The 21,697-nt window shown below is 54.9% G+C and carries 16 protein-coding genes, 4 tRNA genes, 3 rRNA genes and 1 riboswitch; of the genes, 19 read left to right on the top strand and 4 right to left on the bottom strand.

What is annotated here, in order from left to right:
* Positions 1-40: 40 nt before the first annotated feature.
* Positions 41-1,414, top strand: coding sequence for an argininosuccinate lyase (gene argH, locus LGL98_RS24430; protein WP_136031348.1), 1,374 nt, complete (start codon positions 41-43; stop codon positions 1,412-1,414).
* Positions 1,415-1,671: 257 nt separating this feature from the next.
* The gene (gene oxyR / locus LGL98_RS24425) at positions 1,672-2,589 is read left to right on the top strand and encodes a DNA-binding transcriptional regulator OxyR (protein WP_002883015.1); all 918 of its coding nucleotides are present in this window, start codon (positions 1,672-1,674) and stop codon (positions 2,587-2,589) included.
* Here oxyR and sthA read toward each other — a convergent pair.
* The gene (sthA, locus tag LGL98_RS24420) at positions 2,572-3,972 is read right to left on the bottom strand and encodes a Si-specific NAD(P)(+) transhydrogenase (protein WP_002883016.1); all 1,401 of its coding nucleotides are present in this window, start codon (positions 3,970-3,972) and stop codon (positions 2,572-2,574) included. The two genes, oxyR and sthA, sit on opposite strands and share 18 nt — an antisense overlap.
* Positions 3,973-4,168: 196 nt before the next feature.
* Here sthA and fabR point away from each other — a divergent pair, with 196 nt between their 5' ends.
* Together fabR and LGL98_RS24410 are read left to right on the top strand one after the other, a co-directional pair.
* Positions 4,169-4,804 (top strand): HTH-type transcriptional repressor FabR, encoded by a 636-nt coding sequence (gene fabR, locus LGL98_RS24415; protein WP_004151856.1) that lies wholly within the window; start codon positions 4,169-4,171, stop codon positions 4,802-4,804.
* A gap of 15 nt (positions 4,805-4,819) precedes the next feature.
* Positions 4,820-5,179, top strand: coding sequence for a YijD family membrane protein (locus LGL98_RS24410; RefSeq protein WP_004203691.1), 360 nt, complete (start codon positions 4,820-4,822; stop codon positions 5,177-5,179).
* A gap of 50 nt (positions 5,180-5,229) precedes the next feature.
* Here LGL98_RS24410 and trmA read toward each other — a convergent pair whose 3' ends face one another.
* Entirely contained in the window at positions 5,230-6,330 is a 1,101-nt protein-coding gene (trmA, locus tag LGL98_RS24405; RefSeq protein WP_004203692.1) for a tRNA (uridine(54)-C5)-methyltransferase TrmA, read from the bottom strand.
* Between the two features lie 114 nt (positions 6,331-6,444).
* A riboswitch (cobalamin riboswitch) is annotated at positions 6,445-6,631 on the top strand.
* 65 nt (positions 6,632-6,696) lie between these two features.
* Between trmA and btuB the strand changes: the two genes are divergently transcribed.
* The 9 genes from btuB to LGL98_RS24360 all read left to right on the top strand — a co-directional run bounded on the left by btuB (position 6,697) and on the right by LGL98_RS24360 (position 15,278).
* Positions 6,697-8,535, top strand: a complete 1,839-nt coding sequence (btuB, locus tag LGL98_RS24400) for a TonB-dependent vitamin B12 receptor BtuB (RefSeq protein ID WP_136031350.1) — start codon at positions 6,697-6,699, stop codon at positions 8,533-8,535.
* A complete protein-coding gene (gene murI, locus LGL98_RS24395) occupies positions 8,480-9,331 on the top strand; it encodes a glutamate racemase (RefSeq protein WP_002883026.1) in 852 nt (283 codons plus the stop codon). Before btuB ends, murI begins: the two co-directional genes overlap by 56 nt.
* Positions 9,332-9,726: 395 nt before the next feature.
* Positions 9,727-11,266, top strand: a 16S ribosomal RNA gene (locus LGL98_RS24390).
* A 71-nt stretch (positions 11,267-11,337) separates the two neighbouring features.
* A tRNA-Ile gene (locus tag LGL98_RS24385) sits at positions 11,338-11,414 on the top strand.
* 105 nt (positions 11,415-11,519) lie between these two features.
* Positions 11,520-11,595: transfer RNA gene (locus LGL98_RS24380), tRNA-Ala, on the top strand.
* A 306-nt stretch (positions 11,596-11,901) separates the two neighbouring features.
* Positions 11,902-14,803 (top strand): 23S ribosomal RNA (locus tag LGL98_RS24375).
* Between the two features lie 96 nt (positions 14,804-14,899).
* Positions 14,900-15,015: ribosomal RNA gene (rrf, locus tag LGL98_RS24370) — 5S ribosomal RNA — on the top strand.
* Together the 16S, 23S and 5S rRNA genes with 4 tRNA genes alongside form the textbook arrangement of a ribosomal RNA operon.
* A 57-nt stretch (positions 15,016-15,072) precedes the next feature.
* Positions 15,073-15,149: transfer RNA gene (locus LGL98_RS24365), tRNA-Asp, on the top strand.
* Positions 15,150-15,202: 53 nt separating this feature from the next.
* A tRNA-Trp gene (locus LGL98_RS24360) sits at positions 15,203-15,278 on the top strand.
* A 109-nt stretch (positions 15,279-15,387) separates the two neighbouring features.
* Here LGL98_RS24360 and hdfR read toward each other — a convergent pair.
* The gene (gene hdfR / locus LGL98_RS24355; protein WP_136031919.1) at positions 15,388-16,209 is read right to left on the bottom strand and encodes an HTH-type transcriptional regulator HdfR; all 822 of its coding nucleotides are present in this window, start codon (positions 16,207-16,209) and stop codon (positions 15,388-15,390) included.
* 118 nt (positions 16,210-16,327) lie between these two features.
* Between hdfR and LGL98_RS24350 the strand changes: the two genes are divergently transcribed.
* Positions 16,328-16,666 (top strand): MaoP family protein, encoded by a 339-nt coding sequence (locus LGL98_RS24350; RefSeq protein ID WP_004886877.1) that lies wholly within the window; start codon positions 16,328-16,330, stop codon positions 16,664-16,666.
* A gap of 24 nt (positions 16,667-16,690) precedes the next feature.
* Here the strand turns inward: LGL98_RS24350 and LGL98_RS24345 are convergent, their stop codons facing one another.
* Positions 16,691-18,211 (bottom strand): YifB family Mg chelatase-like AAA ATPase, encoded by a 1,521-nt coding sequence (locus LGL98_RS24345; protein ID WP_136031918.1) that lies wholly within the window; start codon positions 18,209-18,211, stop codon positions 16,691-16,693.
* Between the two features lie 354 nt (positions 18,212-18,565).
* Between LGL98_RS24345 and ilvL the strand changes: the two genes are divergently transcribed.
* The 5 genes from ilvL to ilvE all read left to right on the top strand — a co-directional run bounded on the left by ilvL (position 18,566) and on the right by ilvE (position 21,651).
* Entirely contained in the window at positions 18,566-18,664 is a 99-nt protein-coding gene (ilvL, locus tag LGL98_RS24340; protein ID WP_001311244.1) for an ilv operon leader peptide, read from the top strand.
* A gap of 84 nt (positions 18,665-18,748) precedes the next feature.
* On the top strand, positions 18,749-18,802 hold the full coding sequence (gene ilvX / locus LGL98_RS26380; protein WP_201281575.1) for a peptide IlvX: 54 nt from the start codon (positions 18,749-18,751) through the stop codon (positions 18,800-18,802).
* 2 nt (positions 18,803-18,804) lie between these two features.
* The gene (gene ilvG / locus LGL98_RS24330; RefSeq protein ID WP_136031916.1) at positions 18,805-20,451 is read left to right on the top strand and encodes an acetolactate synthase 2 catalytic subunit; all 1,647 of its coding nucleotides are present in this window, start codon (positions 18,805-18,807) and stop codon (positions 20,449-20,451) included.
* Positions 20,448-20,705 (top strand): acetolactate synthase 2 small subunit, encoded by a 258-nt coding sequence (gene ilvM / locus LGL98_RS24325; RefSeq protein WP_004886870.1) that lies wholly within the window; start codon positions 20,448-20,450, stop codon positions 20,703-20,705. The genes ilvG and ilvM overlap by 4 nt, the downstream gene beginning before the upstream one ends.
* A gap of 16 nt (positions 20,706-20,721) precedes the next feature.
* Positions 20,722-21,651, top strand: coding sequence for a branched-chain-amino-acid transaminase (gene ilvE, locus LGL98_RS24320; RefSeq protein ID WP_135719612.1), 930 nt, complete (start codon positions 20,722-20,724; stop codon positions 21,649-21,651).
* Positions 21,652-21,697: the final 46 nt, after the last annotated feature.

Here is a 21,697-nt window from a genome sequence, read left to right as displayed (position 1 = left end):
CAACGCCGCCGGCAGAACTAACGAATAAAGGAAGCAAGTTATGGCACTTTGGGGCGGGCGTTTTACACAGGCAGCAGATCAACGGTTCAAACAGTTCAACGACTCGTTGCGCTTCGACTATCGTCTGGCGGAGCAGGATATCGTTGGCTCTGTCGCCTGGTCGAAAGCGCTGGTAACGGTCGGCGTTCTGAGTGCCGCTGAACAGCAGCAGCTGGAAGAGGCGCTGAACGTGCTGCTGGAAGAGGTGCGCGCTAATCCGCAGCAAATTCTCGCCAGCGATGCCGAAGATATTCACAGCTGGGTGGAAGGTAAACTGATCGATAAAGTGGGCCAGCTGGGCAAGAAACTGCATACCGGCCGCAGCCGTAACGACCAGGTCGCCACCGATCTTAAACTGTGGTGTAAAGATACCATTGTCGAACTGCTGTCGGCCAATCGCCAGCTGCAGAGCGCGCTGGTGGAGACCGCCCAGCAGAATCAGGACGCGGTGATGCCGGGGTACACCCACCTGCAGCGCGCCCAGCCGGTGACGTTCGCGCACTGGTGTCTGGCCTACGTGGAAATGCTGGCGCGCGACGAAAGCCGTCTGCAGGACGCGCTGAAGCGCCTCGACGTCAGCCCGCTGGGCTGCGGCGCGCTGGCGGGGACGGCGTATGAAATCGACCGCGAGCAGCTGGCCGGCTGGCTGGGCTTTGCCTCTGCCACCCGCAACAGCCTCGACAGCGTTTCCGATCGCGACCATGTGCTGGAGCTGCTTTCCCATGCGTCTATCGGCATGGTACATCTGTCGCGCTTTGCGGAAGATCTGATTTTCTTCAACTCCGGCGAGGCGAACTTCGTCGAGCTTTCTGATCGCGTGACCTCCGGCTCCTCGCTGATGCCGCAGAAGAAAAACCCGGACGCGCTGGAATTAATTCGTGGCAAATGCGGCCGCGTGCAGGGTGCGCTGACCGGCATGATGATGACCCTGAAAGGCCTGCCGCTGGCCTACAACAAAGACATGCAGGAAGATAAAGAGGGGCTTTTCGACGCCCTGGATACCTGGCTCGACTGCCTGCATATGGCGGCCCTGGTGCTGGACGGCATTCAGGTAAAACGTCCGCGCTGTGCGGAAGCGGCGCAGCAGGGCTATGCCAATGCCACTGAGCTGGCGGATTATCTGGTGGCGAAAGGCGTTCCGTTCCGCGAGGCGCACCATATTGTTGGTGAGGCGGTGGTGGAAGCCATTGCGCAAGGGAAACCGCTGGAAGCGCTGGCCCTGGCCGATCTGCAGAAATTTAGTCCGGTTATTGCAGACGATGTGTACCCGATTCTGTCCCTGCAGTCCTGCCTCGAGAAACGCGCAGCGAAAGGCGGCGTCTCGCCGCAGCAGGTAGCGCAGGCTATCAACGAGGCGAAGGCTCGCTTGAGCTAATCTTCTGGCATCCCCTTCCCGAACCCGGCCGAGCCCAGCGACGCCGGGTTTTTTATGCAAAAAAAAGCGGACGCAAGGTCCGCAAAAGTTCACGTTGGCTTTAGTTGTTCGGGTAGAGAAACAGTGTGACGGGCCAGTGGTTTTCACAGGTTGACCGTCTTTATGGGCGTATTATTGAACAGAAAACTTGATAGGGATAATCGTTCGTTGCTATGCTATCTATCGCCATGGACTATCGTGGCGATGGAGGATGAATAATGAATATTCGCGATCTTGAATACCTGGTAGCGCTCGCCGAACACCGCCACTTTCGGCGGGCGGCTGACTCATGCCATGTGAGCCAACCGACGCTCAGCGGACAGATCCGCAAGCTGGAGGATGAGCTTGGCGTCATGCTGCTGGAGCGCACCAGCCGTAAGGTTCTGTTTACCCAGGCGGGGCTGTTGCTGGTGGATCAGGCGCGTACCGTGTTACGCGAAGTAAAAGTGCTCAAGGAGATGGCAAGCCAACAAGGGGAAACCATGTCCGGGCCGCTGCATATCGGCCTGATCCCGACAATTGGCCCGTACCTGCTACCGCACATCATTCCGATGCTGCATCAAACCTTCCCGAAGCTGGAAATGTATCTGCACGAAGCGCAGACCCATCAGCTGCTGGCTCAGCTCGACAGCGGTAAGCTCGACTGCGCCATCCTGGCGCTGGTCAAAGAGAGCGAGGCCTTTATCGAGGTGCCGCTGTTCGATGAGCCGATGATGCTGGCTATCTATGAAGATCATCCGTGGGCGAACCGCGACCGGGTGCCGATGTCGGATCTGGCCGGTGAAAAGCTGCTGATGCTGGAGGATGGCCACTGCCTGCGCGATCAGGCGATGGGCTTCTGCTTTGAAGCGGGGGCGGATGAGGATACCCACTTCCGCGCGACCAGCCTGGAAACGCTGCGCAATATGGTGGCGGCAGGCAGCGGTATTACCCTGCTGCCGGCGCTGGCGGTGCCACAGGAAAGGAAACGCGATGGCGTGGTCTACCTGCCGTGCATTAAGCCAGAGCCAAGACGCACCATCGGTCTGGTTTATCGTCCGGGCTCACCGCTGCGCAGCCGCTATGAACATCTGGCGGAGGCCATCCGCGGTACGATGGATGGCCATTTCGACAAGGCGTTAAAACAGGCGGTTTAAGCCGTTCAGCGCGGCGACCCGGTACGCTTCCGCCATGGTCGGGTAGTTAAAGGTGGTGTTGACGAAGTACTCAATGGTGTTGCCACCGCCTTTCTGCTCCATGATCGCCTGGCCGATATGAATAATTTCGGCCGCGCGCTCGCCAAAGCAGTGAATGCCAAGGATCTCCTTGGTTTCCCGATGGAACAGGATCTTCAGCGTACCAACGCTCATACCGACGATTTGCGCCCGCGCCAGGTGTTTAAACTGGGCGCGGCCCACCTCATATGGCACTTTCATCGCCGTCAGCTGTTGCTCGGTTTTCCCGACGGAGCTGATTTCCGGAATGGTGTAAATCCCGGTCGGGATATCTTCAATCAGATGCGCTGAGGCTTCGCCTTTTACCAGCGCCTGGGCGGCGATGCGTCCTTGATCGTAAGCGGCAGAAGCCAGGCTTGGATAGCCGATGACATCGCCAACCGCATAGATGTGCGGGAGGGCGGTCTGGTACATGCTGTTAACCTTCAGCTGACCGCGACTGTCGGTCTGCAGACCGATATTTTCCAGCGCCAGAGTGTCGGTATTGCCGGTGCGGCCGTTGGCGTACAGCAGGCAATCGGCCTTCAGCTTTTTGCCGGACTTCAGGTGCATGATCACCCCGTCATCCACCCCCTCAATTTTCTCATACTCCTCGTTATGGCGAATGACCACGCCGCTGTTCCAGAAGTGATAAGAGAGCGAGTCTGACATCTCCTGATCGAGGAAGGCCAGCAGACGATCGCGGGTGTTGATCAGATCGACTTTCACCTCCATGCCGCGGAAGATCGACGCATATTCACAACCGATCACCCCGGCGCCGTAAATGATCACATGGCGCGGCTCATGCTGCAGGCTGAGAATCGAATCACTGTCATAGATGCGCGGGTGGTGGAAATCGACATCCGCCGGATGGTAGGGGCGAGATCCGCAGGCGATAACGAATTTCTCCGCGGTCACTGTTTCGACCGTGCCATCATGGCACTCCAGCGCCAGGGTATGCTCATCCACGAAGTGGGCATTGCCCTGCAGAATTTCACAGTGGTTGCGCTCATAGAATCCCTGGCGCATATGAGTCTGCTGGTTGATGACGCTGTCGGCATGGTTAAGGATGTCGGCGAAAGAAGAGCGAAGAAGGCGGGAGTGGTCGCTGTAGAGGGGGTTTTGGTTAAACTCGATAATACGGCTGACGGCATGGCGGAGGGCTTTCGACGGGATGGTACCCCAGTGGGTGCAACCGCCGCCGACATTATGGTAGCGCTCGATGACGGCAACGCGTGCTCCCTGTTTCACCAGTCCCATGGCGGCGCCTTCCCCGCCAGGACCGGAACCAATCACTATTGCATCATAATCCCAAGAGTGTGACATGGCATTACTCACCTGTTTTATACATAAAATAAACACGATGATAACATTCGCTGCGCTTTAACCCAATTATCGTTGTGCTTTTTTGCAGCATAAAAGCAGAAACGGCTCGTAAACAATCATTCACAATCCAGGGCAAACCGATTAGTTTTAATCTCTGGTATAGTGCCAGCAGGGCTATTGGAAGGATTCATACATCGTGATGGGCGTAAGAGCACAACAAAAAGAAAAAACCCGCCGTTCGCTGGTGGAAGCGGCATTCAGCCAACTTAGCGCTGAGCGGAGTTTCGCCAGCCTGAGCTTGCGTGAAGTGGCGCGGGAAGCAGGGATCGCGCCGACGTCCTTTTATCGTCATTTTCGCGACGTCGATGAGCTGGGCCTGACGATGGTCGATGAGAGCGGACTGATGCTGCGCCAGCTGATGCGCCAGGCGCGCCAGCGGATTGCCAAAGGCGGCAGCGTGATCCGCACCTCGGTCTCCACCTTTATGGAATTTATCGGTAACAACCCGAACGCCTTCCGCCTGCTGCTGCGCGAGCGCTCGGGAACCTCTGCGGCGTTTCGCGCCGCCGTCGCACGCGAGATCCAGCACTTTATTGCGGAACTTGCCGACTATTTAGAACTCGAAAACCATATGCCGCGCGCCTTTACCGAAGCGCAGGCTGAAGCTATGGTGACCATCGTTTTTAGCGCTGGCGCGGAAGCGCTGGATGTCGGCCCTGAGCAGCGCCGACAGCTGGAAGAACGGTTGGTACTGCAGCTTAGAATGATCTCGAAAGGCGCGTATTACTGGTATCGCCGTGAACAAGAAAAAATGTCACATCATTCCGAATAACGTGAAGGACGAGCAATGAAACACTCAGTTCAAGATAAAGGTACGCTGCTGCTGGCACTGATTGCCGGGTTATCCATTAATGGCGCCTTTGCGGCGCTGTTCAGTTCGATAGTTCCGTTTTCCGTCTTCCCCATTTTATCCCTGCTGCTGACGGTCTACTGTCTGCATCAGCGCTATCAGAATCGCAGTATGCCCGTTGGGCTACCGGGCCTGGCTGCCGCCTTTTTTATTCTCGGGGTGCTGTTGTACAGCACCGTCGTGCGTGCAGAGTACCCGGATATCGGTTCTAACTTCTTCCCGGCCGTTCTGTCCGTCGCGATGGTCTTCTGGATCGGCTACAAGATGCGTAACCGCAAAAATACGGCGGCCGAGTAAGCCGCCAACGGAAAAAAACCGGCAACATGACGTTGCCGGTTTTTTTTGGCCTATTTCCGGGTCAGCAGAACGCCGCACTCCATGTGATGGGTATACGGGAACTGGTCGAATAGCGCCAGCCGGGTAACGTTGTGCGTCTGGCTTAGCGTCTCCAGATTGCGACACAGCGTTTCCGGGTTGCACGAAATGTACAGAATACGCGGATAGGCCTGCACCATTTTTTCCGTTTCACTGTCCAGCCCGCTACGCGGCGGATCGACGAAAATGGTCTCGCACTGATAGCTTTGCAGATCGATACCCTGCAGCCGGTTGAACTCCCGCACGCCGTTCATCGCCTGAGTAAACTCTTCCGCCGCCATGCGGATAATCTGCACGTTGTCGATATGGTTAGCGGCGATGTTGTACTGCGCCGCCGCCACCGACGGTTTGGCGATTTCGGTGGCCAGTACGCGATCGAAATTACGCGCCAGCGCCAGCGAGAAGTTACCGTTGCCGCAGTACAATTCCAGCAGATCGCCGGTCGCCCCTTTGGTGACATCCAGCGCCCACTCCAGCATTTGAATGTTCATGGCCGCGTTCGGCTGGGTAAAGCTGTTTTCTACCTGACGGTAGATCATCTCTCGCCCACCAACCGGCAGACGTTCATCTATATAGTCTTGATCGAGCTCGATTTTGGTTTTGGTCGCGCGTCCAATCAGATGCACATTGAGTCCCTGGGCTCGCAGGGCGTCACGCAGCGCCTCCGCTTGCTCACGCCAGGCATCATCGAGTTTTTTATGATACAGCAGCGAAACGACCGCCTGGTTGCTGAGGGTGGTCAGATAGTCAATCTGGAACAGCTTATGGCGTAGCACGGGATTGTTGCGTACGCCCTCCAGCATGGCGGTCATCAGCTGATTGATCAGCGCGCTGGCTGCCGGAAAGCTATCAACGCGAATCCGCGACCGGGTCTGCTGATCGAAAATAATATGGTACAGATCATCGCCATCGTGCCACAGACGGAACTCGGCGCGCATACGATAGTGGCTGACCGGCGAACGAAACACTTCCGGAACCGGCGCGGCAAAAGGCGCCATCATGGTTTGCAAACGGACGACTTTTTCTGCCAGCTGCGCTTCGTATTGTTCGGTAGGAAGGTGTTCGGGGGTCATGATGCATCCTGAATAAAATAAGTACGCGGGGATTGTAGGGAAAGCGCCGGGGATGTCCAGCCTCGAATGCCGCGGGAAATATAATTAGCAGTCTGGACATCTATATGATTCTGATTGTAGCATTCGCCTACCGGTCCTGTGAGTTAAAAGGGAACCCAGTGGAAATCTGGGGCTGACGCGCAGCGGTAAGGAAGGTGAGAAATGAGCGCACTCGGTGCAGACACTGCGGCTAGCCGTGGGAAGTCATTATTTCTTGAAACAGCCTCCAAGCCCGAAGACCTGCCGGAATACGTCGCACTGGGTTTTATCGTCGCGAGCAAATGATAAAACCTGCGGCATCCTTTTTCTGTTTCGGATGCTTTTACAATGATTAAAAAAGCTTCGCTGATGACGGTCTTATCCGTCACGGCATTTTCCGGCTGGGCGCAGGATAGCAATTCAGATACGCTGGTAGTGACAGCAAACCGTTTTCAACAGCCGGTGAATACCGTGCTGGCGCCGACCGACGTTGTGACGCGCGATGACATCGACCGCTGGCAGTCCAAAGATTTAAACGATGTGATGCGTCGTCTTCCCGGGGTTGATATTTCCCGCAACGGCGGCATGGGGCAGAGTGCTTCGCTGTATGTTCGGGGGACGGAGGCTCGCCACGTGCTGGTGCTGATCGACGGTGTGCCGATGGCGCGTCCGGGAATCTCCAACGGCGTAGATATCAGTCAGATCCCTATCTCACTGGTCCAGCGGGTGGAATATATCCGTGGCCCGCGCTCCGCGGTTTACGGCTCTGGAGCTATCGGCGGGGTGGTGAACATTATCACCATGACCGACGCTGAGCGTTCGCAAATCAACGCTGGCGCGGGCACGAATGGCTATCAGTCTTATGACGGCGCCTTTAACAAGCGGTTTGGCGATACGCTGGTTACCGCTGCCGGCGCCTATCAGACCACCAAAGGATTTAACGTCCAGCCAAATTCCTCTTATAGCGGCGACAGCGATCGCGACGGCTACCGCAATAAAATGCTGTGGGGCGGGGTACAGCATCAGTTCGACGACAACTTCTCGGGTTTCTTCCGCGGCTATGGTTATTCCGCCAACGCTGACTATGACCAGGGTAACTGGGGCTACGCAGGCGGAAACGATGAAGACCAGTCCTACACCCAGTCCTGGGATACCGGTTTGCATTATCACTCCGGGATTTACTCCTCTCAGTTGATTGCAAACTATCAGCGCATCAAAGATTACAACTACAGCAGCGACGCTGGCCGCTATGCCGCGGGCACCACCCTGGATGATATGGAACAGCGCTATATCCAGTGGGGGAATAATGTTGTGGTGGGTCATGGCGCAGTGAGCGGCGGCGTAGACTGGAAACAAGAGAAGCTGAAATCCAGCGGAACGACCAGTACCGACGTGTATAAGCGTGACACCACCGGTCTTTATCTCACGGGCCAGCAGCAGATTGACAGCGTGACGCTGGAAGCTTCCGGCCGAGAGGATCATGACGAGCAGTTTGGCTGGCACGGTACCTGGCAGACGGCGGCAGGCTGGGAATTTATCGACGGTTATCGGACAACGCTCTCGTACGGCACTGGATTCCTCGCCCCCTCCCTCGGGCAGCAGTACGGCGCAGAACGCTTTGGCATCGCCTCTAACCCGAACCTGAAGCCCGAGGAGTCGAAGCAGTGGGAAGTGGGCCTCGAAGGGCTGACGGGGCCGGTCGACTGGCGTCTCTCTGCGTATCGCTATGAGATTCAGAACCTCATCGATTACGACAACAACGCCTACTACAACGTCAAGTCGGCGACGATCAAGGGGCTGGAGTGGACGGGGAATGTCACCACCGGGCCGGTGGAGCATCATCTGACGCTGCAGTATGTTGACCCTCGCGATGATGAAACCAATAAGATCCTCTATCGCCGGGCGAAGCAGCAGGTGAAATATGAGCTGAACGGCCAGGTCTACGATCTGGGGTGGGATGTGACGTATCACTACATCGGCAAGCGTTACGATTATGACTACGACAACTCGCGTACCGTCAATATGGGTGGCTTGAGCCTCTGGGATGTCGGTTTATCGTATCCCGTCACCTCACACCTGACAGTTCGTGGTAAAATAGCCAACCTGTTCGATAAAGATTACGAGACAGTTTATGGCTACCAATCTGCAGGACGGGAATACACCTTGTCTGGCAGCTACACCTTCTGATCCACGTCCCACCGTGCTGGTGTTTGATTCCGGCGTCGGTGGGTTGTCGGTTTATAATGAGATTCGGCAGCTGCTGCCGAATCTGCATTACATCTATGCTTTTGATAACGTCGCTTTCCCGTACGGCGAGAAGAGCGAAGAGTTTATCGTTGAGCGCGTTGTGGAAATCGTCACCGCTGTCCAGCAACGCTATCCTTTGGCGCTGGCGGTGATCGCCTGCAATACCGCCAGTACCGTCTCCCTGCCTGCCCTGCGTGAAAAGTTCGCCTTCCCCGTCGTTGGCGTAGTGCCGGCGATCAAGCCCGCCGCCCGCTTAACGGCGAACGGGATTGTTGGCCTGCTGGCGACGCGCGGTACCGTTAAGCGTCCTTATACCCGTGAGCTGATCGACCGCTTTGCCAATGAATGCCGAATTGAAATGCTGGGGTCGGCGGAGCTGGTGGAGCTGGCGGAAGCGAAGCTGCACGGCGAGCCTGTGCCGTTAGAAGAGCTCCGCCGCATCCTGCGGCCGTGGCTGCGGATGCAGGAGCCGCCGGATACGGTGGTGCTGGGCTGCACCCACTTTCCTCTTCTACAGGAGGAGCTGCAGCGCGTTCTGCCGGAGGGCACGCGGCTGATCGATTCTGGCGCGGCGATTGCCCGTCGCACTGCCTGGCTGTTAGAGCATGAAGCGCCGGATGCGAAGTCCAGCGACGAGAATAAAGCATTCTGCATGGCGCTGACGGCAGAAACAGAACAGCTTTTACCCGTTCTGCGTCGCTATGGCTTTTCAACGCTGGAAAAATTACCGCTCTAAGGGCGTTTTGCACAAAAAAGAGACGGTTGAATAATTTTTTGAAAACAGGGCTTGTCAACGTCTCAGAACTCCCTATAATGCGCCTCCACTGACACGGAACAACGGCAAACAAGCCGCCGGGTCAGCGGGGTTTCAGCGGTGAAGTTCAGCGCTGAAAACCAACAGAGAAAAGCAAAATAAGGGCTTGACTCTGAATGAGGAAAACGTATTATACGGGACCTCGCAACGGTGAGCTTAACGCCGCGTTGCACCGCTCTTTAACAATTTATCAGACAATCTGTGTGGGCACTCAAAGTGACATGGATTCTTAACGTCCTCGGACGAAAAATGAATACCAAGTCTCTGAGTGAACATACGTAATTCATTACGAAGTTTAATTCACGAGCATCAAACTTAAATTGAAGAGTTTGATCATGGCTCAGATTGAACGCTGGCGGCAGGCCTAACACATGCAAGTCGAGCGGTAGCACAGAGAGCTTGCTCTCGGGTGACGAGCGGCGGACGGGTGAGTAATGTCTGGGAAACTGCCTGATGGAGGGGGATAACTACTGGAAACGGTAGCTAATACCGCATAACGTCGCAAGACCAAAGTGGGGGACCTTCGGGCCTCATGCCATCAGATGTGCCCAGATGGGATTAGCTAGTAGGTGGGGTAACGGCTCACCTAGGCGACGATCCCTAGCTGGTCTGAGAGGATGACCAGCCACACTGGAACTGAGACACGGTCCAGACTCCTACGGGAGGCAGCAGTGGGGAATATTGCACAATGGGCGCAAGCCTGATGCAGCCATGCCGCGTGTGTGAAGAAGGCCTTCGGGTTGTAAAGCACTTTCAGCGGGGAGGAAGGCAATAAGGTTAATAACCTTGTTGATTGACGTTACCCGCAGAAGAAGCACCGGCTAACTCCGTGCCAGCAGCCGCGGTAATACGGAGGGTGCAAGCGTTAATCGGAATTACTGGGCGTAAAGCGCACGCAGGCGGTCTGTCAAGTCGGATGTGAAATCCCCGGGCTCAACCTGGGAACTGCATTCGAAACTGGCAGGCTAGAGTCTTGTAGAGGGGGGTAGAATTCCAGGTGTAGCGGTGAAATGCGTAGAGATCTGGAGGAATACCGGTGGCGAAGGCGGCCCCCTGGACAAAGACTGACGCTCAGGTGCGAAAGCGTGGGGAGCAAACAGGATTAGATACCCTGGTAGTCCACGCCGTAAACGATGTCGATTTGGAGGTTGTGCCCTTGAGGCGTGGCTTCCGGAGCTAACGCGTTAAATCGACCGCCTGGGGAGTACGGCCGCAAGGTTAAAACTCAAATGAATTGACGGGGGCCCGCACAAGCGGTGGAGCATGTGGTTTAATTCGATGCAACGCGAAGAACCTTACCTGGTCTTGACATCCACAGAACTTAGCAGAGATGCTTTGGTGCCTTCGGGAACTGTGAGACAGGTGCTGCATGGCTGTCGTCAGCTCGTGTTGTGAAATGTTGGGTTAAGTCCCGCAACGAGCGCAACCCTTATCCTTTGTTGCCAGCGGTCCGGCCGGGAACTCAAAGGAGACTGCCAGTGATAAACTGGAGGAAGGTGGGGATGACGTCAAGTCATCATGGCCCTTACGACCAGGGCTACACACGTGCTACAATGGCATATACAAAGAGAAGCGACCTCGCGAGAGCAAGCGGACCTCATAAAGTATGTCGTAGTCCGGATTGGAGTCTGCAACTCGACTCCATGAAGTCGGAATCGCTAGTAATCGTAGATCAGAATGCTACGGTGAATACGTTCCCGGGCCTTGTACACACCGCCCGTCACACCATGGGAGTGGGTTGCAAAAGAAGTAGGTAGCTTAACCTTCGGGAGGGCGCTTACCACTTTGTGATTCATGACTGGGGTGAAGTCGTAACAAGGTAACCGTAGGGGAACCTGCGGTTGGATCACCTCCTTACCTTAAAGAACCTGCCTTTGTAGTGCTCACACAGATTGTCTGATGAAAATAGAGCAGTAAGTAATCTCTGCAGGCTTGTAGCTCAGGTGGTTAGAGCGCACCCCTGATAAGGGTGAGGTCGGTGGTTCAAGTCCACTCAGGCCTACCAAATTCGCTCTCGTGCTTTGTTGTGGCAAAGCTCGCATACTTCAGTATGCTTCGCTTCACCACGCCGCGCCCGAAAACGAATTAAGGTTAAAGAGATTCATTCGATGGGGCTATAGCTCAGCTGGGAGAGCGCCTGCTTTGCACGCAGGAGGTCTGCGGTTCGATCCCGCATAGCTCCACCATCTTTACTGCGAACACAAGAAAACTTCAGAGTGAACCTGAAAAGGTGCACTGCGAAGTTTTGCTCTTTAAAAATCTGGATCAAGCTGAAAATTGAAACGACACACTGTTTAAGTGTGTTCGAGTCTCTCAAATTTTCGCAATCTGAAGATGACACTGTAAAAGGTGACGTGAGCAAAGTGAAGCCAAGGCGTACCGCACGCAGCGAGCGGAGTGGACTCTATGTCCATGAGCATCGCGAGTACGGAACAACGCAGGATTCACGATGCGCAACGAACCGGACAGAACAAGACGTCTTCGGGTTGTGAGGTTAAGCGACTAAGCGTACACGGTGGATGCCCTGGCAGTCAGAGGCGATGAAGGACGTGCTAATCTGCGAAAAGCGTCGGTAAGGTGATATGAACCGTTATAGCCGGCGATGTCCGAATGGGGAAACCCAGTGCAATTCGTTGCACTATCGTTAACTGAATACATAGGTTAACGAGGCGAACCGGGGGAACTGAAACATCTAAGTACCCCGAGGAAAAGAAATCAACCGAGATTCCCCCAGTAGCGGCGAGCGAACGGGGAGCAGCCCAGAGTCTGAATCAGCTTGTGTGTTAGTGGAACGGTCTGGAAAGTCCGACGGTACAGGGTGATAGTCCCGTACACCAAAATGCACAGGCTGTGAACTCGAAGAGTAGGGCGGGACACGTGGTATCCTGTCTGAATATGGGGGGACCATCCTCCAAGGCTAAATACTCCTGACTGACCGATAGTGAACCAGTACCGTGAGGGAAAGGCGAAAAGAACCCCGGCGAGGGGAGTGAAAAAGAACCTGAAACCGTGTACGTACAAGCAGTGGGAGCACCTTCGGGTGTGACTGCGTACCTTTTGTATAATGGGTCAGCGACTTATATTCTGTAGCAAGGTTAACCGTATAGGGGAGCCGCAGGGAAACCGAGTCTTAACTGGGCGTTAAGTTGCAGGGTATAGACCCGAAACCCGGTGATCTAGCCATGGGCAGGTTGAAGGTTGGGTAACACTAACTGGAGGACCGAACCGACTAATGTTGAAAAATTAGCGGATGACTTGTGGCTGGGGGTGAAAGGCCAATCAAACCGGGAGATAGCTGGTTCTCCCCGAAAGCTATTTAGGTAGCGCCTCGTGAATTCATCTTCGGGGGTAGAGCACTGTTTCGGCTAGGGGGTCATCCCGACTTACCAACCCGATGCAAACTACGAATACCGAAGAATGTTATCACGGGAGACACACGGCGGGTGCTAACGTCCGTCGTGAAGAGGGAAACAACCCAGACCGCCAGCTAAGGTCCCAAAGTCATGGTTAAGTGGGAAACGATGTGGGAAGGCCCAGACAGCCAGGATGTTGGCTTAGAAGCAGCCATCATTTAAAGAAAGCGTAATAGCTCACTGGTCGAGTCGGCCTGCGCGGAAGATGTAACGGGGCTAAACCATGCACCGAAGCTGCGGCAGCGACACTATGTGTTGTTGGGTAGGGGAGCGTTCTGTAAGCCTGCGAAGGTGACCTGTGAGGGTTGCTGGAGGTATCAGAAGTGCGAATGCTGACATAAGTAACGATAAAGCGGGTGAAAAGCCCGCTCGCCGGAAGACCAAGGGTTCCTGTCCAACGTTAATCGGGGCAGGGTGAGTCGACCCCTAAGGCGAGGCCGAAAGGCGTAGTCGATGGGAAACAGGTTAATATTCCTGTACTTGGTGTTACTGCGAAGGGGGGACGGAGAAGGCTATGTCATCCGGGCGACGGTTGTCCCGGTTTAAGCATGTAGGCTGGTTATCCAGGCAAATCCGGATAATCAAGGCTGAGGTGTGATGACGAGGTACCACGGTACTGAAGTGACAGATGCCCTGCTTCCAGGAAAAGCCTCTAAGCATCAGGTAACATTAAATCGTACCCCAAACCGACACAGGTGGTCAGGTAGAGAATACCAAGGCGCTTGAGAGAACTCGGGTGAAGGAACTAGGCAAAATGGTGCCGTAACTTCGGGAGAAGGCACGCTGGTGTGTAGGTGAAGTCCCTGCGGACGGAGCTGAGACCAGTCGAAGATACCAGCTGGCTGCAACTGTTTATTAAAAACACAGCACTGTGCAAACACGAAAGTGGACGTATACGGTGTGACGCCTGCCCGGTGCCGGAAGGTTAATTGATGGGGTTATCCGTAAGGAGAAGCTCTTGATCGAAGCCCCGGTAAACGGCGGCCGTAACTATAACGGTCCTAAGGTAGCGAAATTCCTTGTCGGGTAAGTTCCGACCTGCACGAATGGCGTAATGATGGCCAGGCTGTCTCCACCCGAGACTCAGTGAAATTGAACTCGCTGTGAAGATGCAGTGTACCCGCGGCAAGACGGAAAGACCCCGTGAACCTTTACTATAGCTTGACACTGAACATTGAGCCTTGATGTGTAGGATAGGTGGGAGGCTTTGAAGCGTGGACGCCAGTCTGCGTGGAGCCAACCTTGAAATACCACCCTTTAATGTTTGATGTTCTAACGTCGACCCGTAATCCGGGTTGCGGACAGTGTCTGGTGGGTAGTTTGACTGGGGCGGTCTCCTCCCAAAGCGTAACGGAGGAGCACGAAGGTTAGCTAATCCTGGTCGGACATCAGGAGGTTAGTGCAATGGCATAAGCTAGCTTGACTGCGAGCGTGACGGCGCGAGCAGGTGCGAAAGCAGGTCATAGTGATCCGGTGGTTCTGAATGGAAGGGCCATCGCTCAACGGATAAAAGGTACTCCGGGGATAACAGGCTGATACCGCCCAAGAGTTCATATCGACGGCGGTGTTTGGCACCTCGATGTCGGCTCATCACATCCTGGGGCTGAAGTAGGTCCCAAGGGTATGGCTGTTCGCCATTTAAAGTGGTACGCGAGCTGGGTTTAGAACGTCGTGAGACAGTTCGGTCCCTATCTGCCGTGGGCGCTGGAGAATTGAGGGGGGCTGCTCCTAGTACGAGAGGACCGGAGTGGACGCATCACTGGTGTTCGGGTTGTCATGCCAATGGCACTGCCCGGTAGCTAAATGCGGAAGAGATAAGTGCTGAAAGCATCTAAGCACGAAACTTGCCCCGAGATGAGTTCTCCCTGAGACTATAAGTCTCCTGAAGGAACGTTGAAGACGACGACGTTGATAGGCCGGGTGTGTAAGCGCAGCGATGCGTTGAGCTAACCGGTACTAATGAACCGTGAGGCTTAACCTTACAACGCCGAAGATGTTTTGGCGGATTGAGAGAATTTTCAGCTCTGATACAGATTAATCAGTACGTCTTAAAGACGGGCTGATAAAACAGAATTTGCCTGGCGGCACTAGCGCGGTGGTCCCACCTGACCCCATGCCGAACTCAGAAGTGAAACGCCGTAGCGCCGATGGTAGTGTGGGGTCTCCCCATGTGAGAGTAGGGAACTGCCAGGCATCAAATTGCAGTAAGCCGGGATGACAACCGGTGGTAATAAAGCGAAGAAATTCGGTGGAGCGGTAGTTCAGTCGGTTAGAATACCTGCCTGTCACGCAGGGGGTCGCGGGTTCGAGTCCCGTCCGTTCCGCCACTTATTTAACATTAAGCCTGCTCAGATAGCAGGCTTAGTGGTAAGAAAATTTTAGGGGCGTAGTTCAATTGGTAGAGCACCGGTCTCCAAAACCGGGTGTTGGGAGTTCGAGTCTCTCCGCCCCTGCCATTTATAAGAATCCTTTGCTCAGGCAAAGGATTTTTTTTTATCTCAACTCTCCAATTGCAATAGCCCCTACGAAAATACCTTGCTGATCTCCGTCCATGGAGAGTAGCGCTTATTCCAGGATAGGGTTTTTCAGGATCTCATGGATCGGCGCCTGCTTATCGCTATTTTGTAACCAGATCGCATAGAGTGGACGGGAAAGCGTAGCGCTGTCCATGACCGTATGTAACCCATGCTTCTCTTTCGCCCAGCGAACAGGTAGCCAACAGCAGCCGTTCAGGCGCGATAATTGCTGATAGATCAGTTCAGCTGAAGAGGTAGTGAGCAGCGGAACATCATCGCTTCCTATCAGTCCCACTTCGTTTTGCTGAAAATCAGGCCCCCATTCAAGGCGCAGGTAATTCAATTCATTTCTGTTTTTTGCAGGCGATGCGCAATACAGGGCAAGAGTAAAATTACCCAACAGCTGGCTGCTTAATTCATCCATCTTCGGCGATTCGGTGGTGATCAGCAGATCCAACTGGCGTTCGTGAAGCTGTTTAACCAGCGACTGTCGCTGCGCAATACGCGCTTCAAACTGGAGATTGTAGGGAGCGTTATAAAGCGTGCCTAGCCAGCCGTTAAGCATACATTCCCATAGGGAGGCGCTGGCCCCGATGGAGAATTCATTATGTCGGGAAGAGTGTGCCACCTCCTTGCGCGCAGCCTGCCAGGTATTCATTAGCGTTTCAGCGTAGGGCAGGAGCTTTTCGCCGGCAGTCGTCAGGCGAATGTTATTACGATGACGGGTGAACAGGTTCACACCAAGTTGATTTTCCAGCTGACGAATACGAAAGCTGACCGCTGACTGCGTCAGGTAAAGCGCCTCTGCTGCTCGCCCAAAGTGACGAGTTCTGCTCACTTCCAGGAAAGTCTTGAGCAATTCCGTATCCACACCGTTCTCCACAAAATTATTTGTCGTGATGATTTAAATGTTTTGTTTGACGCTCTGTCAAGCGTAACTAATACTCCGCGCCATAAATAGCTCGGCCAAAGAATCAGGAGCGTGTAGGATGGCGGAAAGCTTTACGACGACTAATCGTTTTTTCGACAATAAAAATTATCCACGCGGGTTCTCCCGTCACGGTGATTTCACCATCAAAGAGGCGCAACTGCTGGAACGTCATGGTTATGCCTTTAACGAACTGGAACTGGGTAAACGCGAACCTGTTACCGACGATGAAAAGCAATTTGTCTCGGTGTGCCGTGGTGAACGTGAGCCGGTAACGGAAGCAGAACGTGTATGGATCAAGTATATGGCGCGTATCAAGCGGCCGAAGCGTTTCCATACTCTTTCCGGCGGCAAACCGCAGATGGAAGGCGCTGACGATTACACCGAAAGCGATGACTAAGAAAAAAGGGCGTAAGCCCTTTTTTTACGCCATCATCTTCTGCAGATGGCTGAGCATTCGGTCTATTGCCCGATAACTGAGCGCTTCCTGCAAATGATGGCGTTCAATCTCTTCAGCTTCTGCCAGGTCGGCAATGGTTCTCGCCACCTTTAACAGACGCTGCCAGGCTCGAATAGAGAGCCCCAGCTGCGTTAGCGTCTGTTCCAGCCAGACAGCGTCTTCCCGGCGTAAGTGGCAGCAGCTCTTCATTTCACGATTCTCAAGATGGGCATTGAGCTTATTTTGCCTGCGTATTTGCCGTTCACGCGCTGCCAGCACCCGTCGTCGAACCGTTGCGCTAGACTCTTCACCCTGCGTGCCCTGGCTCAGTATCCCTGGCGGCGGCAGCGGGATCTCTAAGGAGAGATCGAAGCGGTCAAGGAAGGGGCCTGACAGACGTCCAAGGTAACGCAAGGTCTGCTCAGGCGAGGCACGATTATGTTTACCCTGATAATGCCCTGTCGGGCTTGGGTTCATCGCCGCGATAAGCTGAAAGCGTGCCGGATAGTCAATCTTGGCGCGCGATCGTGATATGTGGATCTTGCCTGACTCAATGGGCTCACGCAGCGCGTCCAGTACCCGCCGTTCAAACTCTGGCAGTTCATCAAGAAACAGCACGCCATTGTGGGCCAGTGAAATCTCCCCGGGAACAGGTATTGAGCCTCCGCCTACCATGGCTGCCAGCGAGGCGCTATGGTGAGGAGCGCGAAACGGTCTTTGCCGCCACCGCGACTTCGCGGTGTGGAGATTAACCAGACTCTGTATGGCTGTGCTCTCCAGTGCTTCCTGATTGCTTAATGGCGGCAGGAGACCGGGGAGTCGGCTGGCAAGCATGGTTTTCCCGGTGCCGGGGGGGCCTATCAGGAGCAGATTGTGGCCACCGGCTGCTACAATCTCCAGCGACCGTTTGCCCTGCTGCTGGCCGATAACATCGCGCAGATCGTCGTAGTGTTTATCCAGAGCAGGCGCCTCGGCGAGAGGCGGCGAAAGCGATGTCTGACCCGCAAGAAAGGCGCACACCTCCTGCAGATGGTCGGCGACCAGACAATCGCTGCCGCCGATTAGACCCACCTCAGCCGCATTGTCAGAGGAGACGACAATGCGCCGGCCGGCTTTGATGGCTTCCATTGCGCTGGGGATCGCCCCTGGAACGCCGCGTAACCCACCTGTAAGGGCGAGTTCGCCTACAAACTCATATTGAGTCAGTCGCGTCGTGTTGAGCTGCTCTGAGGCAACGAGAAGCGCGAGAGCGATGGGCAGATCGTATCGTCCGCCTTCTTTGGGCAGATCTGCTGGCGCCAGGTTAATGGTTATCTTCTTCGCAGGGAAAGCGTAGCCGCTGTTGATCAGGGCGCTGCGGACCCGGTCGCGGGCCTCTTTCACGGTGGTTTCCGGCAGCCCGACCATAGTCAGACCTGGGAGACCGTTGCTGATATGAACCTCAACAGTAATCAATGGCGCTTCGATACCGAGCGCCGCGCGAGTATAGACGATAGCGAGCGACATAAATCCTCCTGGACAGAGAAGAATTATGGTGGGCGTGACGTAAAGCGAGAACGGAAAAAGTGCGAAGTTAGAACGACGTATCCATACTTTTCGCGGCATATCGTTACATTTAGCCGAAAATGGAAGTTCGCTCGCAAAGCAGAGCTATGTTGGCAAAAAGGGCGCAGAAGAGCCCGGCCGGCGTGAGAAAACTGAATTTTTTTCATTTTTAATTTTTTTCATATAAAACAATTATTTTTATTGAAACCGTTAGTCTGCTCAGCAACGAAGATATAAAAAAATCTTGTGTTTTATGTGATGTCTGTGGTACCTCTTTAGGTATTCCTTCGAACAAGAAGCCAGAAAGTACAGAAAATGACAGCCCTTCTACGAGTGATTAGCCTGGTCGTGATTAGCGTGGTGGTGATTATTATCCCACCGTGCGGGGCTGCACTTGGACGAGGAAAGGCTTAGAAATCAAGCCTTAACGAACTAAGACCCCCGCACCGAAAGGTCCGGGGGTTTTTTTATAACTGAAATAACCTAAGCGAGGAGCAGATGATGACTTTTAGCATAAAATTCTGTTTCTCCCGATTTATGACGGGGAACTAACTATGAATGGCGCGCAGTGGGTGGTACATGCTTTGCGGACACAGGGAGTCGACACAGTTTTTGGCTATCCGGGTGGCGCAATTATGCCGGTTTACGATGCACTGTATGACGGCGGCGTGGAGCATCTGCTGTGCCGGCATGAGCAAGGGGCAGCCATGGCGGCCATTGGTTATGCGCGAGCAACTGGTAAAACCGGGGTGTGTATCGCGACGTCCGGCCCGGGCGCGACCAATCTGATCACCGGCCTGGCGGACGCCCTGCTTGACTCTATACCCATCGTAGCTATCACCGGCCAGGTGGCCGCACCCTTCATCGGCACGGATGCGTTCCAGGAAGTAGACGTTCTCGGTTTGTCACTGGCCTGTACTAAGCACAGTTTCCTTGTGCAGTCTCTGGACGAGCTGCCGCGGGTTATTGCTGAAGCTTTCCAGGTGGCAAACTCAGGCCGTCCAGGTCCGGTGCTGGTTGATATCCCTAAGGATATTCAGATGGCGCAGGGCGACCTCGATCCCCATTTCTCTACCGTTGCCGATGAGATGGCATTTCCGCAAGCGGAAGTGGCGCAGGCTCTGCAGATGCTGGCTCAATCGCAGCAACCGATGCTGTATGTTGGTGGTGGGGTCGGCATGGCGCAGGCGGTACCGGCGCTGCGCGAATTCCTGGCGGCGACCCGAATGCCGGCAACCTGTACCCTGAAAGGGCTGGGGGTGGTGGATGCCGATTATCCCTATTATCTCGGCATGCTGGGAATGCACGGCACTAAGGCGGCCAACCTGGCGGTACAGGAGTGCGATCTGCTGATCGCCGTCGGCGCGCGCTTTGACGATCGCGTGACCGGTAAGCTCAATACCTTCGCGCCGCATGCCAAAGTGATCCACATGGACATCGATCCGGCAGAACTGAACAAGCTGCGCCAGGCGCACATCGGTTTGACAGGCGATCTGAACCGCTTGCTGCCAGCGCTGCAGCAGCCGTTAGCGATCGATGGCTGGCGCGAGCGGAGTGCCGCACTGCGTGCCGAGCATGCCTGGCGTTACGATCATCCCGGTGAGGCAATCTACGCGCCGCTGCTGCTGAAGCAGCTTTCCGACCGCAAGCCGGCGGACAGCGTAGTGACAACCGACGTTGGCCAGCACCAGATGTGGTCGGCTCAGCATATGACCTATACCCGCCCGGAAAACTTCATCACCTCCAGCGGCTTAGGCACCATGGGCTTTGGCCTGCCGGCCGCCGTTGGCGCCCAGGTGGCGCGTCCGGACGATACGGTGATCTGTATCTCCGGTGACGGCTCCTTCATGATGAATGTGCAGGAGCTGGGCACCGTTAAACGCAAGCAGTTACCGCTGAAGATCGTATTACTCGACAACCAGCGGTTAGGGATGGTTCGACAATGGCAGCAGTTGTTTTTCCAGGAACGTTATAGCGAAACCACTCTGACTGATAACCCTGATTTCCTCACGCTGGCCAGCGCCTTCGGTATTCCTGGCCAACACATCACCCGTAAAGACCAGGTTGAAGCGGCACTCGACACCATGCTTTCGAGCCAGGGGCCATACCTGCTTCATGTCTCAATCGACGAACTTGAGAATGTCTGGCCGTTGGTGCCGCCCGGCGCCAGTAACTCTGAAATGCTGGAGAAATTATCATGATGCAACATCAGGTCGCTTTACAGGCACGTTTCAACCCGGAAACCTTAGAGCGCGTGCTGCGCGTTGTCCGCCACCGGGGTTTTCAAATCTGCGCAATGAACATGGAAACCGCGGCAGATGCGCAAAATATAAATATCGAATTGACCGTTGCCAGCCCGCGGCCCGTCGAATTACTGTTTAGTCAATTAAGCAAACTGGTCGACGTTGCCTGCGTCGAGATCCAGCAACCCACATCACAACAAATCCGCGCCTGAGCGCAAAGGAAGAAAAATGACGACGAAAAAAGCTGATTACATTTGGTTCAATGGCGAGATGGTTCCGTGGGGCGAAGCGAAAGTTCATGTCATGTCCCATGCGCTGCACTACGGTACCTCGGTATTCGAAGGGATCCGTTGCTACGACTCGCACAAAGGCCCGGTGGTGTTCCGTCATCGCGAACATATGCAGCGTCTGCATGATTCAGCCAAAATTTATCGTTTCCCGGTCTCCCAGAGCGTCGAGGAACTGATGGAAGCCTGCCGCGAAGTCATTCGTACCAATAATCTGACCAGCGCTTATATCCGTCCGCTGGTGTTTGTTGGCGATGTCGGTATGGGGGTTAACCCGCCTCCGGGTTATAACACTGACGTGATCATCGCGGCGTTCCCGTGGGGAGCCTACCTCGGCGCAGAAGCGCTTGAGCAGGGGATCGATGCAATGGTTTCTTCCTGGAACCGCGCGGCGCCGAACACTATCCCGACGGCAGCGAAAGCCGGCGGTAACTATCTTTCCTCGCTGCTGGTCGGCAGTGAAGCGCGTCGCCATGGTTATCAGGAAGGTATCGCTCTCGATGTTAACGGCTATATCTCCGAAGGCGCAGGGGAAAACCTGTTTGAAGTGAAGGACGGCGTACTGTTCACCCCGCCGTTTACCTCTTCCGCGCTGCCGGGCATTACCCGCGACGCCATTATCAAGCTGGCGAAAGATCTTGGTATCGAAGTCCGCGAGCAGGTGTTGTCCCGTGAATCCCTGTATCTGGCGGATGAAGTCTTCATGTCCGGCACCGCGGCGGAAATCACCCCGGTACGCAGCGTGGATGGTATCCAGGTCGGCGCAGGCCGTCGCGGTCCGGTAACCAAACGCATTCAGGAAGCCTTCTTTGGCCTCTTCACCGGTGAAACAGAAGATAAATGGGGCTGGTTGGATCCGGTAAGTAAGTAATTAAAAATGGGACGGCACGCACCGTCCCATTTAATAAACACAGATG

Source organism: Klebsiella africana (assembly GCF_020526085.1).
In the GTDB taxonomy this organism is placed as follows: Bacteria; Pseudomonadota; Gammaproteobacteria; order Enterobacterales; family Enterobacteriaceae; genus Klebsiella; species Klebsiella africana.
The sequence above is the reverse complement of the archived record's forward strand: the minus strand, read 5'-3'. Positions and strand labels throughout refer to the sequence as shown.